The organism is Pseudoalteromonas rubra (assembly GCF_000238295.3).
Classification (GTDB): domain Bacteria; phylum Pseudomonadota; class Gammaproteobacteria; order Enterobacterales; family Alteromonadaceae; genus Pseudoalteromonas; species Pseudoalteromonas rubra.
This window is the reverse complement of sequence record NZ_AHCD03000035.1, coordinates 413454-429406: the sequence shown is the minus strand read 5'-3', so window position 1 is coordinate 429406 and position 15953 is coordinate 413454. Positions and strand designations below refer to the sequence as shown.

General features: G+C 46.3%; 13 protein-coding genes. 8 read left to right on the top strand and 5 right to left on the bottom strand.

Going from position 1 to position 15953, the window contains the following annotated elements; translation table 11 throughout:
• Positions 1 to 110: 110 nt before the first annotated feature.
• Together PRUB_RS12940 and PRUB_RS12935 are read right to left on the bottom strand one after the other, a co-directional pair.
• The gene (locus PRUB_RS12940) at positions 111 to 572 is read right to left on the bottom strand and encodes a DUF3010 family protein (protein WP_010387199.1); all 462 of its coding nucleotides are present in this window, start codon (positions 570 to 572) and stop codon (positions 111 to 113) included.
• A gap of 75 nt (positions 573 to 647) precedes the next feature.
• Entirely contained in the window at positions 648 to 1652 is a 1005-nt protein-coding gene (locus PRUB_RS12935) for an endonuclease/exonuclease/phosphatase family protein (RefSeq protein ID WP_040645231.1), read from the bottom strand.
• 237 nt (positions 1653 to 1889) lie between these two features.
• Here PRUB_RS12935 and thrS point away from each other — a divergent pair, with 237 nt between their 5' ends.
• The 4 genes from thrS to rplT all read left to right on the top strand — a co-directional run bounded on the left by thrS (position 1890) and on the right by rplT (position 5216).
• Positions 1890 to 3800: a threonine--tRNA ligase gene (gene thrS / locus PRUB_RS12930; protein WP_010387197.1), complete on the top strand. Its 1911-nt coding sequence runs from the start codon at positions 1890 to 1892 to the stop codon at positions 3798 to 3800.
• Between the two features lie 72 nt (positions 3801 to 3872).
• On the top strand, positions 3873 to 4436 hold the full coding sequence (gene infC, locus PRUB_RS12925; protein WP_010387196.1) for a translation initiation factor IF-3: 564 nt from the start codon (positions 3873 to 3875) through the stop codon (positions 4434 to 4436).
• Positions 4437 to 4640: 204 nt separating this feature from the next.
• A complete protein-coding gene (gene rpmI / locus PRUB_RS12920) occupies positions 4641 to 4841 on the top strand; it encodes a 50S ribosomal protein L35 (protein ID WP_010387195.1) in 201 nt (66 codons plus the stop codon).
• A gap of 15 nt (positions 4842 to 4856) precedes the next feature.
• On the top strand, positions 4857 to 5216 hold the full coding sequence (gene rplT, locus PRUB_RS12915; RefSeq protein WP_010387194.1) for a 50S ribosomal protein L20: 360 nt from the start codon (positions 4857 to 4859) through the stop codon (positions 5214 to 5216).
• Positions 5217 to 5273: 57 nt separating this feature from the next.
• On the opposite strand, the gene PRUB_RS12910 is transcribed toward rplT, so the two are convergent.
• Positions 5274 to 6104 carry an SDR family oxidoreductase gene (locus PRUB_RS12910; RefSeq protein ID WP_010387192.1) on the bottom strand — a complete coding sequence of 277 codons (831 nt, stop codon included), beginning with the start codon at positions 6102 to 6104 and terminating at the stop codon, positions 5274 to 5276.
• Positions 6105 to 6245: 141 nt separating this feature from the next.
• Here PRUB_RS12910 and PRUB_RS12905 point away from each other — a divergent pair, with 141 nt between their 5' ends.
• The 4 genes from PRUB_RS12905 to PRUB_RS12890 all read left to right on the top strand — a co-directional run bounded on the left by PRUB_RS12905 (position 6246) and on the right by PRUB_RS12890 (position 10860).
• Entirely contained in the window at positions 6246 to 8036 is a 1791-nt protein-coding gene (locus PRUB_RS12905; RefSeq protein WP_010387191.1) for a M14 family metallopeptidase, read from the top strand.
• Entirely contained in the window at positions 8037 to 8678 is a 642-nt protein-coding gene (locus PRUB_RS12900) for an MBL fold metallo-hydrolase (RefSeq protein WP_010387188.1), read from the top strand. It begins immediately after the preceding gene.
• Positions 8679 to 8732: 54 nt separating this feature from the next.
• Positions 8733 to 9191 (top strand): Lrp/AsnC family transcriptional regulator, encoded by a 459-nt coding sequence (locus PRUB_RS12895; protein WP_010387187.1) that lies wholly within the window; start codon positions 8733 to 8735, stop codon positions 9189 to 9191.
• A gap of 112 nt (positions 9192 to 9303) precedes the next feature.
• Positions 9304 to 10860, top strand: a complete 1557-nt coding sequence (locus PRUB_RS12890; RefSeq protein ID WP_010387186.1) for a SulP family inorganic anion transporter — start codon at positions 9304 to 9306, stop codon at positions 10858 to 10860.
• 118 nt (positions 10861 to 10978) lie between these two features.
• On the opposite strand, the gene PRUB_RS12885 is transcribed toward PRUB_RS12890, so the two are convergent.
• The gene (locus tag PRUB_RS12885) at positions 10979 to 13183 is read right to left on the bottom strand and encodes an ATP-binding protein (protein ID WP_010387185.1); all 2205 of its coding nucleotides are present in this window, start codon (positions 13181 to 13183) and stop codon (positions 10979 to 10981) included.
• On the bottom strand, positions 13155 to 14351 hold the full coding sequence (locus PRUB_RS12880) for a sugar ABC transporter substrate-binding protein (RefSeq protein WP_010387184.1): 1197 nt from the start codon (positions 14349 to 14351) through the stop codon (positions 13155 to 13157). The genes PRUB_RS12885 and PRUB_RS12880 overlap by 29 nt, the downstream gene beginning before the upstream one ends.
• Positions 14352 to 15953: the final 1602 nt, after the last annotated feature.

The window sequence follows — 15953 nt, the reverse complement described above, 5'->3', positions numbered from 1 at the left end:
TAACTCAGAACCTGTATGAAAACCAAGTGACAATTTGAAAAAAGTGAAAGGGGAGAGTGTGTTAGCTAGTTATGCAAAGAGAAAGCCCGGCATAATCGCCGGGCCAGTAATTATTCTGCCTGCTCGGCGTCTTCATGACCGTAAGTCTTACGCATAATGAACACGTAGGCGTTGTGAAACGCTTGTTCCTGATACTTTTTCAGGCCAGTATCGGCGAAGTCAACAGGCACAGGGTTACGTTTAAGCTGCTCTTTCACTTCCGTGGAAGACAATAACTTCACATCAGTGTCTTCTATTAGCTGGATCGCTGCTTCCATTTTAAAGCCCGCTGCGCTGCCCGCAAACTTGCCTTTATGGGCACGTTGACGAATGGCAATAGAGTCAATTTTGTAATCTTCTACCAGTTTGGCAAAATCGAAGTGGAATTTGCGCATTGCGTCTGTGTCCTGGCCAATATTGCCAAGTGTAAAGCGAGTCTGGCGAATATCGCGAATATCAAAAACGTCTTCTTCTTTGCTCAGAAGGCACAGCAGGGCCTCGCTGCCGGTAATCTCTACACCGAGTGTTCTCATTGTTGGTTTCCCATTAACTGGTCAAATAAATCGTTATAAGTAAGGATCATATCACAGCTCATCATGACCGAGAACTTATTGCAGTATCATTTCGATGGCGATGGCCGCGTGATCGGAATAGCGAATGTCTTCTTCATCTCGTTTGGGGTCTAAGTGCGACGCGTAATTATGGTAGGTGAGACGCCTGACCTTGCTTTGCTCAAGGTTAGGATTGAATTCTTTGGAGGCGAGGATGTAGTCAAGTGTGTTGCCCACCCCCTGATAATAATGTGTGGGGGGTTTTTGTCCGAAACTGAGTTGGTTGTCGGCCAGACAAAAACTGTCAAACAGCCCGACGCTGTTAAAGTCCTGGTGGATGGCACTGGTCGGGAACTGTTGCGTCATAAAAGACAGCGCAGGACTGGCAATGTGATCGTTAAAATCGCCCATCACCAGTGTGGCGGCGCCTTTTTCACGCTGCGTCTTCAGCGCATCATAATAGACAATGGAGGCTTCGAGTGAGCGGGATATTTGGGATTGCATGGTGCCTACTGTTTGGTGCAACAAAGTGAGCAGGGGATCCTCCTGGGGAGTGTTCCCTAGCATATGGGCCATAGAGTGAACCCGCTGGGATTTAAAGTGTACGGCATAAACGGTTGTCAGGCCTAAGCCGGGCAGCTCGAAGCTACACTTTATTGGGGTCCGGTTAAACTTAAATTGATGCTGATTGTTGAGATATTCCAGTAACTCGGGGCACGGCTCCAGCGGGGTAAAGCTCTTAAACGGGAATTTGCTGGCAATGGCGACAATGGGATTAAACAGCACATTTGGGTAAACCAAGTCCGGTTTTGGGGTGTCAACGGTTGCGAAATAAGGCAGTCCCAGATCTTCACACAAGGTGGCCAGTGTCTCGGGGCTAAATACTTCCTGAAACACAATCACACTGGGGTCCATATGTTGGATCAGGCCCGTAATAAACTGTGTTTTGGTCAGCCACTGAGTGTCGTTATACGACTCTTCCAGCTGGTAAAAAGAATAGGGCGGCGCAGCAAAGTTCAGCAAATTAAAAGATGCAAACTTGTATGAGTGTTTCTGTGCCATGGTTTTCCCCGTCATTTTAGCCAAAATCCCTGCTTAATCTTAGTCTTTTCCTTGCAACTCGTCACGTGAGCGTTCACAATGGGCGCTGCGTTTGAAAGTCCCCGGACACCGACAGTATACCACTGTTCAGCCAATGCTTATTCGTAAAAGTGTTGATGGGCATCAAATTTAAAACAATTAACTTAAACTAGTACATGTGATGCGTTGTAGGTGTCACCACTGTAAGTAGGAATTATCATGCCAGTAATTACTCTCCCTGACGGCAGTCAGCGTATATTTGAAAACCCGGTTACAACTTTAGAAGTCGCTCAAGACATCGGCCCTGGATTGGCTAAGGCCACCATTGCAGGTCGTGTAGACGGTGTGCGTGTTGACGCCTGTGATCCGATTGAACAGGATGCACAATTAGAAATTATCACAGCCAAAGATGAAGATGGCTTAGAGATCATTCGTCACTCTTGTGCTCACCTGATCGGCCATGCGGTTAAACAGCTTTTCCCTGAAGCGAAAATGGCGATCGGCCCGACCATAGATAATGGTTTTTATTATGACATCGATATGGAGCACTCGCTGACCCAGGAAGACCTCGATGCCATTGAAAAACGTATGCTTGAGCTAGCCAAAACCAATTACGACGTTGTTAAAAAGAAAGTTAGCTGGCAAGAAGCTCGCGATGCGTTTGAAGCGCGTGGTGAGACCTATAAGATGGAAATCCTGGATGAGAACATCGAAAAAGATGATCGTCCGGGTCTGTACCATCACGAAGAATATGTTGATATGTGTCGTGGTCCACACGTACCAAACATGAAATTCTGCCACCATTTCAAAATCATGAAGGTGGCTGGCGCATACTGGCGTGGTAATGCCGAAAATAAAATGCTGCAGCGTATCTACGGCACAGCGTGGGCTGATAAGAAGCAGCTTAAAGCTTACCTAAAACGCCTTGAAGAAGCCGAGAAACGCGATCACCGTAAAATTGGTAAAGCGCTTGATTTGTGGCACTGGCAAGAAGAAGCGCCTGGCATGGTTTTCTGGCACAACGATGGGTGGAGCATCTATCGTGAGTTAGAAGATTTCGTGCGTGAAAAGCTGCGTGAATATGCATACGAAGAAGTGAAAGGTCCGTTAATGATGGACCGTGGTCTGTGGGAAAAATCAGGTCACTGGGACAAGTACTCGGATGCGATGTTCACCACTGAGTCTGAGAAGCGTGAGTATGCAATAAAGCCAATGAACTGTCCTGGCCACGTTCAGATCTTCAACCAAGGTCTGAAGTCGTACCGTGATCTGCCGTTGCGTATGGCAGAGTTTGGCTGTTGTCACCGTAACGAGCCATCAGGTGCATTGCACGGCCTGATGCGTGTGCGTGGCTTTACTCAGGATGATGCGCACGTCTTCTGTACTGAAGAACAGGTAATGGATGAAGTATCCGCCTGTATCAATATGATCTATGATACCTATTCGACGTTCGGCTTTGAGAAAATTGTTGTGAAGCTATCAACGCGTCCTGAGAAACGTATCGGTGATGACGAAATGTGGGACAAGGCTGAAGAAGCACTGGCAGATGCACTAAAAGCAAATGATATCGAATTTGGTTATTTGCCGGGCGAAGGCGCATTCTACGGCCCTAAGATCGAATTTACTTTGTATGACTGTCTTGAGCGTGCTTGGCAATGTGGCACAGTGCAGCTAGACTTTGCTTTACCGGGCCGTTTAGGCGCGACGTATGTAGCGGAAAATAATGAACGTAAAACGCCGGTGATGATCCACCGCGCCGTGTTAGGGTCAATAGAGCGTTTCATCGGTATTTTAACCGAAGAGTACGCAGGGTTATTCCCGACCTGGCTTGCGCCTAAGCAAGTGGTGATCATGAATATCACCGACAAACAGGCAGACTATGTGCACGAAGTTGTACAAAAACTGAATAAACTGGGAATAAGAGCCTGTGCTGACTTGAGAAATGAAAAGATTGGCTTTAAAATCCGCGAGCATACTTTAAAACGTATCCCTTATCTGCTTGTTGTCGGTGACAAAGAAGTTGAACAACAAGAAGTAGCGGTAAGAACGCGCAAAGGCGAAGACCTGGGCAAGTTCTCTGTAGATGATTTCATCGCTAAAATCAGCGAAGAGATTAAAGACAGACGTTAATTTATAGTAAACCTGTGCGAAAGGCTTATCACTTAATTCAAATCGCTTTTCGCACAATATATTTTTGACTTTTTGGAGGAACGTACCATTAGAGGCGGCAAAAAAGGGCAAACTACTGCTCAGAAAAATCGTATCAATGAAGAAATATCAGCAAAAGAAGTTCGCTTAATTGACGCTGAAGGCGAGCAGGCGGGCGTAGTTTCTATTAGAGAAGCAAGAACGCTTGCAGAAGAAGCCGGCCTGGACCTGGTTGAGATCAGTCCAAATGCAGAGCCACCAGTCTGTAAAGTAATGGACTATGGTAAGTTCCTTTTTGAAAAAGCAAAACTACAAAAAGAACAAAAGAAAAAGCAAAAACAGATCCAGGTTAAAGAAATCAAATTCCGTCCTGGCACGGACGAAGGCGATTATCAGGTTAAACTGCGTAACCTTCGCAAATTCCTTGAAGCGGGCGACAAAGCGAAAATCACCATTCGTTTCCGTGGCCGTGAAATGGCTCACCAGGAAATTGCCATTGAAATGCTTAATCGTTTGAAAGCCGATCTGGAAGAAGTGGCTCAGGTAGAGTCATTCCCGAACCGGGTTGAAGGTCGTCAAATGATTATGATGATGGCACCTATTGCGAAAAAGTCTTAAGCAAGGCATAATACGCGCCGATTTAACGATCGACAGAATTTAACTCAGGTTTAAAGTGCGTCAGCCACCTGAGTTAACCGGTACCTAAGTAAAGGTCACATGTGGCCTTTCACCGGAATTAGGGTGCATACCAGGCCAACAAAGTGATGTTTATCATCCGCCTGCTTGCATAACGTTAACGCAATATCATTTGGAGTTATTGCAATGTCTTACAAACTAAAGACACACAGAGGTGCTGCTAAGCGCTTCAAAAAGACTGCTTCTGGCGGTTTCAAGCGTAAACAGTCGCATCTTCGTCACATTCTGACTAAGAAATCTTCTAAGCGTAAACTTCACCTACGTAACAAGACTATGGTTCATAAGAATGACCTGGGTCTTATCAATCGTATGTTACCATTCGCTTAATAGAGGATATCAGAAATGGCAAGAGTTAAACGCGGTGTTATCGCACGTGCACGTCACAAAAAAGTATTAAAGCAAGCTAAAGGTTACTACGGAGCGCGTTCACGCGTTTATCGCGTAGCTTTCCAGGCAGTAACTAAAGCAGGTCAATACGCTTACCGTGACCGTCGCGCTAAGAAACGTACTTTCCGTCAACTATGGATTGCACGTATCAACGCTGCTGCACGTCAAAACGGCCTATCTTACAGCCGTTTCATCAATGGCCTTAAAAAGTCATCTGTTGAAATCGATCGTAAGATCCTAGCTGATATCGCAGTATACGACCAGGTAGCTTTCGCAGCACTTGTTGCTAAAGCAAAAGAAGGTCTTGCAGCTTAATTCTATATTAAGTTAAGCGATTGAAAGAAAAGGAGCCTATGGCTCCTTTTTTTGATCCTATCTATTTTTGAGCAAAATTTTGTCCAGCCAGGCTGAGCTAAGCAGGCGCTTAAGATATCCCATTAAGTAGGTCGGGAAGGTCACATAATACCTGGGCTTTGCACGTTTTGCTGTCAGTGCATGCAATAGCTTTTCGTAGACCGCATCAGGCCCTAAGGTAAACTTTTGTGGTGCAGATTGTGCATTGAGGCGGGCTAATTGTGCTTCGTACTCTGCTTTATGTGCACTGCTGCTTATTTCAATATGCTGCTCAAATGCAATGCGTGCATTGCGGCGAAAATCTGATAAGACAGGGCCTGGCTCTATCAGACTTACCTGAATATTTGACTCGCTTAGTTCCATACGGAGTGTATCCGTAAGCCCTTCGAGAGCGAATTTACTGGCGTTGTAGGCGCCGCGATAGGGCAAAGCGACGAGCCCCAGCACAGATGAGTTTTGAATGATGCGGCTGTCGCCGCCATGGTTTCTCATATGGGCAACTGCCAGGCATGTCAGGGTATGCCAGCCGAACAAATTGGTTTCAAATTGGGCGCGTAATACCTCGGTTGGTAAGTCTTCGACCGCGCCGGGCTGACCATAAGCACCATTGTTAAACAGCGCATCGAGCTTTCCGTCGCACAGCGCAACAGCCTCTTCAAATCCCTTTTTGATAGACGCTTCATCCGCCAGATCCAAAAGGATGCAAGGAATGCCGTCAGCTTCAAAGCGCGTCAGGTGTTCAGGATTGCGCACCGATGCGACGACGCGAAATCCCGAGTGGTGAAGCGCTTTGGCGCAGTAATAACCAATGCCGGTGGAGCAACCTGTGATTAAAATCGATTTTGTCATGTGTTTATCCATGTTTTTTCGCAGCGCCAAAAGTTAGCTCGCGATTAACTGTGAATTTTTGTAGAATCACCGCACATTGTAAGTTGTTAATTTAAATATTGATATAATCATTATATTGATAGATAGAAATAAAGATTGTTTATGAATTTAGGCATTGTTTTGCTAAGTGCAACAGTAAATCTGAATAGTCATTTACCACCGCTGCAAGACTGGCAGGGAAAGAGTGTCGACCTGATGCAGGAACAGGGACCACTCACCACAGATTTTGAACTGAGCAAAGGTTTGGAAAGCCCGGACTATGCAAAAACGATGGCATTTATCGACCGTCTGGTCGCGGCGAACCCAACTCAGTTTAAGGCGGTTACGATTGGACAGAGTGACGCGGGCCGCGACATCAAAATGCTGATTGCGTCTCAGGTAAATCAGTTCAGTCCTGCGATGTTAAAAAATAACAACAAACCGACATTGCTGGTCCAGGCTGGGATCCACGCAGGCGAAATAGACGGCAAAGATGCTATGTTTATGCTTTTGCGCGATATTGCGACGGGCAAACGACGTGATGTGCTTAACAAAGTCAATATTCTGTTTATTCCTGTGCTGAACGTCGATGGTCACGAAAGAAGAAGCGCCTACAATCGCATTAACCAGCGTGGTCCAGCGACTATGGGCTACCGAACCAATGGGCTCAACCTGAACCTTAATCGTGACTACACTAAGCTTGACACGCCGGGTGTAAGGGCTGTTATGCAAGTGATCAATCAGTATCGGCCTGCTATGTATCTTGATTTGCATGTGACCGATGGCGCGGACTATCAATACGATATCACCTATGGGTTTAACCCCAGTTTCGCCAGTGAGTCACCTGCTGTTGCTAAAGTGTTGGAGCTGCACTTTACCCCCATGATAGACGAAAAACTTCGCCAGCAAGGCCATGAGCCTGACCCTTTGGTGTTTGTCATGGACAAACGCGACTTTAAAAAAGGGCTCGCAGGTTGGGTGGCTGGTCCGCGCTTTTCAAATGGCTGGGCAGATATTAAGGCACTTCCCAGCATATTGTTAGAAAATCACTCTTTGAAACCGTATAAACAACGAGTACTAGGTACCTATGTATTCGTTGATGGCGTTATTGATGCATTGTCTGAGCATCATCAGGCATTAGCTAAGGCCGTCGAGACAGAGAAACATTTTGTGCCGGATGAGCTGGTTGTCGAGCGCAGTTATGCTGAAAAACCGGCGCTGATCTCGTTTAAAGGCATTGCCTACAAACGCTTCGAAAGTGCGTTATCTGGTCAAATGGAAGCCAAATATCTTGGCGAACCCAAGTTGTATGAGCAACTCCCTGTATACTGGCAAAAAGAAGTAAAGGTTAAAGTGAAAGTGCCCAGTGCGTTTTACATTCCGCCTGCTTACACCAACACTGTGGAAAAGCTTAAACTCCATGGGATTACTGTTGAACAACTGAACACAGATGTGCTGGCTGATGACTTGGTTCAGCTTGCGATAACTTCCTATCAATTTGCAGACACCCCATTTGAAGGACGTTTTCGTGTCAGTGCCGAATTCGAGCAGCAGGCCGTGTCGACCTCTCTGAGCCTGTCAGGTTGGTATAGAGTGTCAACCCAGCAAGCCAATGGAGAGTTGATAACCCATTTGCTTCATCCTAAAGCGCCTGACTCGTTTTTCGCCTGGGGCGATTTCCCCGGTGTGTTCCAGCGCACTGAGTACGTTGAAAATTATGCGCTTGAACCTTTTGCCCGGAAAATGTTAAAAGACAATCCGGCGATGGCACTGGCGTTTGATAAAAAAATCAGCGAGGATAAAGCCTTTGCGAAAGATCCAAAAGCGAGAATGGAGTGGCTATATCAGCGTACGCCTTATTACGACCAGGCTTATCTGAAGTATCCGATACTCATGTCCTTTAAGGAAAAATAAATGCAGGTAATCACCATACCCGTCACACCGTTCATGCAGAATTGTCGGATCATTTGTTGTCCTGGCACAGGGGTGTGCGCAGTGGTTGACCCGGGAGGCGATATTGATAAAATATTGTCTATTATAAAGGAACGCACTCTTAAAGTTGAAATGATTTTGCTTACTCACGGGCATCTCGATCATGTTGGTGCCAGTGAGGCGTTATCTGAAGCTTTAGGGGTTGATATTGTCGGGCCACAGCGCGAAGATAAGTTTTGGTTTGATGCATTACCTATGCAAGCGCAGATGTTTGGCTTTGCACCGCAGGCGGCGTTTTTTCCCAGACGCTGGCTTGAAGACGGCGAATGCGTTGAGCTTGGCGAGCTGAAATTGGAAGTGCGCCACTGTCCCGGACATACGCCGGGCCATGTCGTGTTTTATGAGCCACAGAGTGCAACTGTATTGGTTGGTGATGTGTTGTTCAAAGGCTCAGTAGGCAGAACAGATTTTCCAAAGGGGGATGCTGCATTGCTAAAACGTTCTATCGAAACTCAGCTATTCACTTTACCAGAGGCGACTCGGGTCATGAGTGGGCATGGTGAAGATACGTCGATTGGGTATGAGCAGCGACATAATCCTTTTATGAGCGGGCGGTTTGGCTGATAACTGAGTCTATCGGCACTGTATTCATTTAACTAATTAAAAATTAAGAAAAATATGTCATTAAATCAGGTTGATCGTCAAATACTAGCGCTGTTACAGCAAGATGCGAGTTTATCTACGGCAGAAATAGCCGATAAAGTTGGGTTGTCCCAGTCACCTTGTTGGCGTCGTATTGCCAAACTCGAGCAAGATGGTTATATCAAAGGAAAAGTTGCTTTGCTGGATGAGAAACAGCTTGGTTTTGATATGCTTGTTTATGCTCATGTTAAGTTATCTAATCATGGTCGTAATAACCTTGCTGAATTCGAAAAATTGATCATGAGCTATGACGAAGTGACTGAATGCTATACCATGGCAGGCACAATGGACTTTATGTTACGTATTATTTCTCGTGGTATAGAAGGGTATGAGCAATTTGTCAGAGATAACCTGCTCAACCTGGAATATGTTCAGGAAGTTCATTCAAACGTCACAATGACGTGCGTTAAGCGGACCACAGCCCTGCCGATCTGATTGTCATACATCAGACCTGAAACTCAACTATAATGTATCTCATTTGTTAAAAGCGCTGGATTTTGCTAGGATCCAGCGCTTTTCTGTCGTAGTAATAATCTTGGGGATTTAAATGTTTAATCTAATAGGCAAAGCGCCCAGCTCTGCTAAGAACGACATACTGTCAGGATTGACCGTCGCTCTGGCGTTGGTACCTGAAGCTGTCGCATTTGCGTTTGTCGCACATGTCGATCCATTAGTCGGCTTATACGCCGCGTTCATCGTGGGCTTGATCACGTCTATTTTTGGTGGTCGTCCAGGTATGATATCTGGTGCAACCGGTGCGCTTGCCGTCGTTATGGTGAGCCTGGTGATTGAACATGGTGTCGAATACCTGTTTGCGACAGTGTTGCTGATGGGGGTTTTACAGATCCTCGCAGGCGTATTTAAGCTTGGTAAGTTCATTCGTATGGTACCGCATCCGGTGATGCTCGGTTTCGTAAATGGTCTGGCCATCGTGATCTTTCTCGCTCAGCTTGGTCAGTTCAAGGTGATGGATGGATCTGGCACATTGCAGTGGATGCAAGGGCAGCAGCTATATATCATGGCTGGTCTGGTAGCACTGACGATGGCAATCATCCACTTTCTGCCAAAACTAACAACAGCAGTACCGTCAAGCCTTGCTGCTATCCTGGTGGTTACAGGCCTAGTGATTGGACTGGACCTGGATACGCGTAACGTTCTGGATTACCTCAAAGACATGAGTGGCAATGTGAATGCTACTATTGCAGGCGGCTTCCCTGAATTCCATATCCCTCAGGTGCCCTGGACATGGGAAACGTTCACGATTATTTTCCCATATGCACTGATCCTTGCCGCAATTGGTCTGATTGAATCACTACTGACACTGACCTTGATCGACGAGATCACTGAAACACGTGGCCATTCGAACAGAGAGTGTATTGGCCAGGGGGCTGCAAACATGACCTGTGGTGTATTCGGTGCGATGGGTGGCTGTGCAATGATTGGCCAGTCAATGATCAACATTAATTCAGGTGGTCGTAGCCGTCTGTCTGGTATTACCGCTGCGATATTACTCCTCGCCTTTATCTTGTTTGCTGCCAGCCTGATCGAAATGATCCCACTGGCTGCTTTGGTTGGTGTGATGTTTATGGTTGTACTGGGCACTTTTGAGTGGTCCAGCTTCCGCCTGATGAAGCGTATTCCAAAGAGCGACGCGTTTGTAATTGTCCTGGTATCTGGTGTTACAGTGGTAACAGATCTCGCTATCGCAGTCTGTGTCGGTGTGATTGTCTCGGCGCTGGTATTCGCCTGGGAGCACGCTAAGCACATCTATACCAGCAATTATATTGATGAGCAGGGCTCAAAAGTGTACGAGTTACATGGTCCATTATTCTTCGGCTCTGTAAAGAATTTTGCTGAGTTGTTTGATGTGGCAAATGATCCGGCTGATGTGATCATTGAGTTCAAACATAGCCGGGTTGCTGATCACAGTGCAATTGAGGCCATTGATGCGCTTGCAGAAAAGTACACTAAGGCCGGTAAGAAATTGCATTTGCGTCACCTGAGTCAGGATTGTCAGCAGTTATTAGCAAAAGCGGCTGATTTGGTGGAAGTAAATGTGATAGAAGATCCAAAATACAAAGTTGCATCGGATAAACTGGCGTAACTTCAGAACAGAAGCCCCTTAACAGGGGCTTCTGAACAACCCCTGGCTACTGCCTTTCCTCCTGCACCATGTAACCGTTTTTTAGCTCACACAGTGCTCGTGCGCCAAGAATCTGCCTCTAGATTGTGTTTGACTTAGTCGTCTCACCAGATTGCGTATCACTTTCCATAACACGCGAAATGGTATCGAACAGTGCCTGCATATCAATTGGCTTAGCAACGAAGTCGTCAAACCCGAGAGAGAGGTAACGGCTGACATCCTCCGGGAGTACATTGGCTGTAATGGCGATGAGTGGATTGTGATAGTCGGTGCTTTTTACCTGTTGGCAAACCTCTATGCCATCCATCACAGGCATTTGAATATCAACAAAGAAAAGGTCAGGTCGAGCTTTATTAAAGCTCTCCATGGCGAGCTTACCGTTAGCCGCCATAATGAGTGTTGCATTAGTCTTTTTCATCATGGCTGAAAATATTTGCTGATTAATCAGGTTATCTTCAGCAAGCAGTACCTTAACACCGCGCAAATCTGGGACTGCAGGTTTCGTTTGCCTATCTTCGATTGCAGACTGAGCTGAGGGCTTAACACACTGCAGCGGGAGCGTGACCGTAAACTGGCTGCCTTCTCCAGCAACACTTGTGACCGTTACGTCACCCTGCATAAGTTCTACCAGCTGTTTGACGATAGCCAGCCCCAGTCCGGATCCGCCATATTTTCGGGTCGTTGAATTGTCGGCCTGATGAAAATGTTTAAACAAGTTGGAAAGTTGGGTAGGGGTCATACCAATTCCGCTATCGCAAACCTCTACCGTGAGTTTATTGCTGTCACCTTTGGCTCTCACAATTACCAGACCTTGTTCTGTGAACTTGATCGCATTTGATAGCAGGTTACGGAGGATTTGCTTTAGTCGCAGGGGATCTGCGAGCCTGACTGAATACTGCGGCTTTAACTGTGTGTCCAGTTCCACCGTTACCTGTTTGTCACGGGCCAGGTGTTGATATTCCTGAATGATTTCCCGGCATAAATGCGGAATGTCCACAGCCAGAACTTCGAGTGTGAGTTTACCCGCTTCCATTTTAGAAAAGTCGAGTATGTCATTCACCAGACCGAGCAGGGTTTGTGAAGAGGTATAGCCTTGCTCAACGAGAGAACGCTCTTGTGCATGAAGATCTTCCTGTTTTAAAAGCTGAAAAACGCCCAGAATCGCATTCATTGGGGTGCGAATTTCGTGGCTCATGGTGGCAAGAAATTGCGCTTTGGCCAGTTCTGATTGCTCGGCTCGCACTTTCTCCTGTTTAAGCTGTGTAACTTGTGTATTGACGGTGCCGACCAGCTTATTAAGCGTCTTTTGCAGTGTTTTTAGTTCTTCATATTCAAGGTTAGCATTATTCTGTTCATAGTTGCCTGACGTCAGTGACATACAGTATTTTTCAAGCTGCTTCATGGGTGTAGTGACTTTGCGGCTGACGTAAGCCAGGTACCAGAAAAGTATGACCAATACGCCCAATGCCAGCATTGCGCTTCTGATGATGGCATACAGTATCTCCTGAGTATAAGCACTGTGCTGATGAGACAGGGATAGCGATAAGTTCAGGCCTTCAGTGTTACGCTCATAAATGGGGTAGGTTGCATTGAGCCCCGCATCGAATTGATGTCCCTCATGAAACCACATTTGCTCATCCGAAAAGGTTGTCAGTGACTCATAATCAGCCAGTTCAATTGCCATCTGACTGACATCTAATTCAAAAAATAGCACGCCGGTATAGCGAAATGGGTCGATAAGAGAGGGCAACGTCTGGCGTAATGGCACGGCAATAAAAAGCGTTCCACCTGGAGAAGCGTTTACTCCCAGCTCTGTGTTGCTGATCAAGAGCTTTCTGACCATCAACTCGCGCGCACTTTCGTTAATGACAGAAGCGGTGTGCTCTATGATAGAAGGGGTTGCCCAGTGCAAAGTATAAAGAGGGTACCCTTCGACAATGTAGGGGGAGCCATCACTGATCATCACACTTTTGACCAATGGAGATTTGGATACCAGCTCTCGGATCTCCTTAAGCGCGTATTGTGTATACAAAAGGTTTAAAGGCAACTCTGCCAGGATCCGGTGGTCGCTGTAGTGCGCGACCTGAAATGTCAGTTCGGCCAGTCTGTTTTTTATGTCCAAAGACAGGCTGGTTGCGCGTTGTGCAACGGTATCTGATGCGATTTTATTGGCTTGTGTCCAGGCGCTATAGGCGAAATGGGCCAGGGCAATGGTTAACAAGACCAGGACCATAGTGCCGACTTTAAGCTGTAATTCACTGACCAGGTTTTTTTTCTTGCTCATAGCTAATCGACTTTTCTACGATATGTTGCATGAAATGGGCGGCCTGTTGTTCATCAAGCACGCCAGCAAGGTGGCGTGTCAGGCCTTTCAACATGGCTTCCCACACAAAGGCCATTTGTGCTTCGTTGGGCATCGGCTGAGTGTATTCCAGTGTTGTGATAAGCGCTTCAACCTGTGCAATGCTTTGTATTTTTAATGTGTCTAATGCTCGCTTATCGACAGGCAGAGCATTAATTGACGACCAAAAGTTGGTTTGTACCGGCAGAGATTGTAAGAATTCAGATAAGCGTTTAAGTTCTGCTCTTTTGGGGCCCGACAGGGCATTATTGGGAAAGGCCATGACATGTGATGAAAAGTAGGAGCGCATAGGTGCATCATTCAGGCTGGGCAATTGTGCGACCCCTAATTTGTCCGCAAAATGCTCGGAGAAGCGCTGGAACATCCAGGAGCCATTGATGGTGTAGGCAACTTCGCTAGCCAAAAATCGATTAACTGTGCATTCATAGTTACATTCTACGTCTAGCCAGTCTTCTTCTTTGAGCGACTTATACCAACGCAGAGCGCGGATCATCGCCGGTGTGTCCAGATTCACATGACCATTTAAAATCAGTGGCGTACCAAAGGTGCCCAGAAATGCCCTAAACCAGTACATCTCATAATAATTCCAGCTTATCTCAACACCCTGAGCTTGCTGCTGTGTGCGGAGTTGTTGCCAGCTTCTAGCAGGTTGGCTTACCAGCGTTCTGTTATAATACAGCATCAGGTGATTGCCAAAAACGATAGGTACGCCAAGTGTTGTGCCGTTGGCTTTGATGTTGGATTTTACTTGTTCTATCAGGTGTGTGGACAGCCAGTCGTCAGGCACTGCGGATAAGTTGAGTGCTGTCAGTCCCATGTAATCCGCAGGAACTATGATGCCGTCGGGTAACGCATTATTACTGGCACGGAGCAATAACTCCGATTTGAGGGTGTTATTTTCAAATTCAACCACCTTAACTTGGATACCCGTTTTTCTGGTGAATTCGGCAAACAGGGGCTTAAAGTCGTAATTTTCTAATCCGATAGCAATGGTCAACGATTGTTGTGGTTTCTGATTGGTGTACCCCAAACTACTGAACAGGCTCGTCATCAGCATGAGTAGAAGAGTCAAACTTAACCTGCCAGACATGGCCTTCCTTAGTGAGTGATAGTCTATTTAATGTATAGCAAATTCTATGGCCAGGGCAACCTGAGGCGTGTGCCAAGATCAATTTGAATTGATAACGTGTCATGATAGCGAACGGTTATGACAGCTATGAGATAGGCTGCTATTTTGTGCGATTCTTCGTATGACATGAAATTGGCAGTTCAAAGGCTGCGACTAAGGAATGCGGTGTGACTATTTATGTGTTCTGGAGAATAGGAGTCTGAGGAGTTGATACTAGACCGAGTGTATCTGAACCGCTGACTGCTGGACAGGGTCATAGAGAGTGGTGGTGCTCTGAATAGATGCGCGATGGTTTTACAATTGAGGAGTTAATTAATAACAAAAGTAGATTGGTACGACCGAGCGGATTTGAATCGCCGACCTCTGGTCCGGGTCATAGAGAGTGGTGGTGCTCTGAATAGATGCGCGATGGTTTTACAATTGAGGAGTTAATTAATAACAAAAGTAGATTGGTACGACCGAGCGGATTTGAATCGCCGACCTCTGGTCCGGGTCATAGAGAGTGGTGGTGCTCTGAATAGATGCGCGATGGTTTTACAATTGAGGAGTTAATTAATAACAAAAGTAGATTGGTACGACCGAGCGGATTTGAATCGCCGACCTCTGGTCCGGGTCATAGAGAGTGGTGGTGCTCTGAATAGATGCGCGATGGTTTTACAATTGAGGAGTTAATTAATAACAAAAGTAGATTGGTACGACCGAGCGGATTTGAATCGCCGACCTCTGGTCCGGGTCATAGAGAGTGGTGGTGCTCTGAATAGATGCGCGATGGTTTTACAATTGAGGAGTTAATTAATAACAAAAGTAGATTGGTACGACCGAGCGGATTTGAATCGCCGACCTCTGGTCCGGGTCATAGAGAGTGGTGGTGCTCTGAATAGATGCGCGATGGTTTTACAATTGAGGAGTTAATTAATAACAAAAGTAGATTGGTACGACCGAGCGGATTTGAATCGCCGACCTCTGGTCCGGGTCATAGAGAGTGGTGGTGCTCTGAATAGATGCGCGATGGTTTTACAATTGAGGAGTTAATTAATAACAAAAGTAGATTGGTACGACCGAGCGGATTTGAATCGCCGACCTCTGGTCCGGGTCATAGAGAGTGGTGGTGCTCTGAATAGATGCGCGATGGTTTTACAATTGAGGAGTTAATTAATAACAAAAGTAGATTGGTACGACCGAGCGGATTTGAATCGCCGACCTCTGGTCCGGGTCATAGAGAGTGGTGGTGCTCTGAATAGATGCGCGATGGTTTTACAATTGAGGAGTTAATTAATAACAAAAGTAGATTGGTACGACCGAGCGGATTTGAATCGCCGACCTCTGGTCCGGGTCATAGAGAGTGGTGGTGCTCTGAATAGATGCGCGATGGTTTTACAATTGAGGAGTTAATTAATAACAAAAGTAGATTGGTACGACCGAGCGGATTTGAATCGCCGACCTCTGGTCCGGGTCATAGAGAGTGGTGGTGCTCTGAATAGATGCGCGATGGTTTTACAATTGAGGAGTTAATTAATAACAAAAGTAGATTGGTACGACCGAGCGGATTTGAATCGCCGACCT

Excerpts from the sequence above, each read along its gene's own strand:
- PRUB_RS12940 (WP_010387199.1), bottom strand. The coding sequence starts at position 572 with ATGAGAACACTCGGTGTAGAGATTACCGGCAGCGAGGCCCTGCTGTGC.
- PRUB_RS12935 (WP_040645231.1), bottom strand. The coding sequence starts at position 1,652 with ATGGCACAGAAACACTCATACAAGTTTGCATCTTTTAATTTGCTGAAC.
- thrS (WP_010387197.1), top strand. The coding sequence starts at position 1,890 with ATGCCAGTAATTACTCTCCCTGACGGCAGTCAGCGTATATTTGAAAAC.
- rpmI (WP_010387195.1), top strand. The coding sequence starts at position 4,641 with ATGTCTTACAAACTAAAGACACACAGAGGTGCTGCTAAGCGCTTCAAA.
- rplT (WP_010387194.1), top strand. The coding sequence starts at position 4,857 with ATGGCAAGAGTTAAACGCGGTGTTATCGCACGTGCACGTCACAAAAAA.
- PRUB_RS12910 (WP_010387192.1), bottom strand. The coding sequence starts at position 6,104 with ATGACAAAATCGATTTTAATCACAGGTTGCTCCACCGGCATTGGTTAT.
- PRUB_RS12905 (WP_010387191.1), top strand. The coding sequence starts at position 6,246 with ATGAATTTAGGCATTGTTTTGCTAAGTGCAACAGTAAATCTGAATAGT.
- PRUB_RS12900 (WP_010387188.1), top strand. The coding sequence starts at position 8,037 with ATGCAGGTAATCACCATACCCGTCACACCGTTCATGCAGAATTGTCGG.
- PRUB_RS12895 (WP_010387187.1), top strand. The coding sequence starts at position 8,733 with ATGTCATTAAATCAGGTTGATCGTCAAATACTAGCGCTGTTACAGCAA.
- PRUB_RS12890 (WP_010387186.1), top strand. The coding sequence starts at position 9,304 with ATGTTTAATCTAATAGGCAAAGCGCCCAGCTCTGCTAAGAACGACATA.
- PRUB_RS12885 (WP_010387185.1), bottom strand. The coding sequence starts at position 13,183 with ATGAGCAAGAAAAAAAACCTGGTCAGTGAATTACAGCTTAAAGTCGGC.
- PRUB_RS12880 (WP_010387184.1), bottom strand. The coding sequence starts at position 14,351 with ATGTCTGGCAGGTTAAGTTTGACTCTTCTACTCATGCTGATGACGAGC.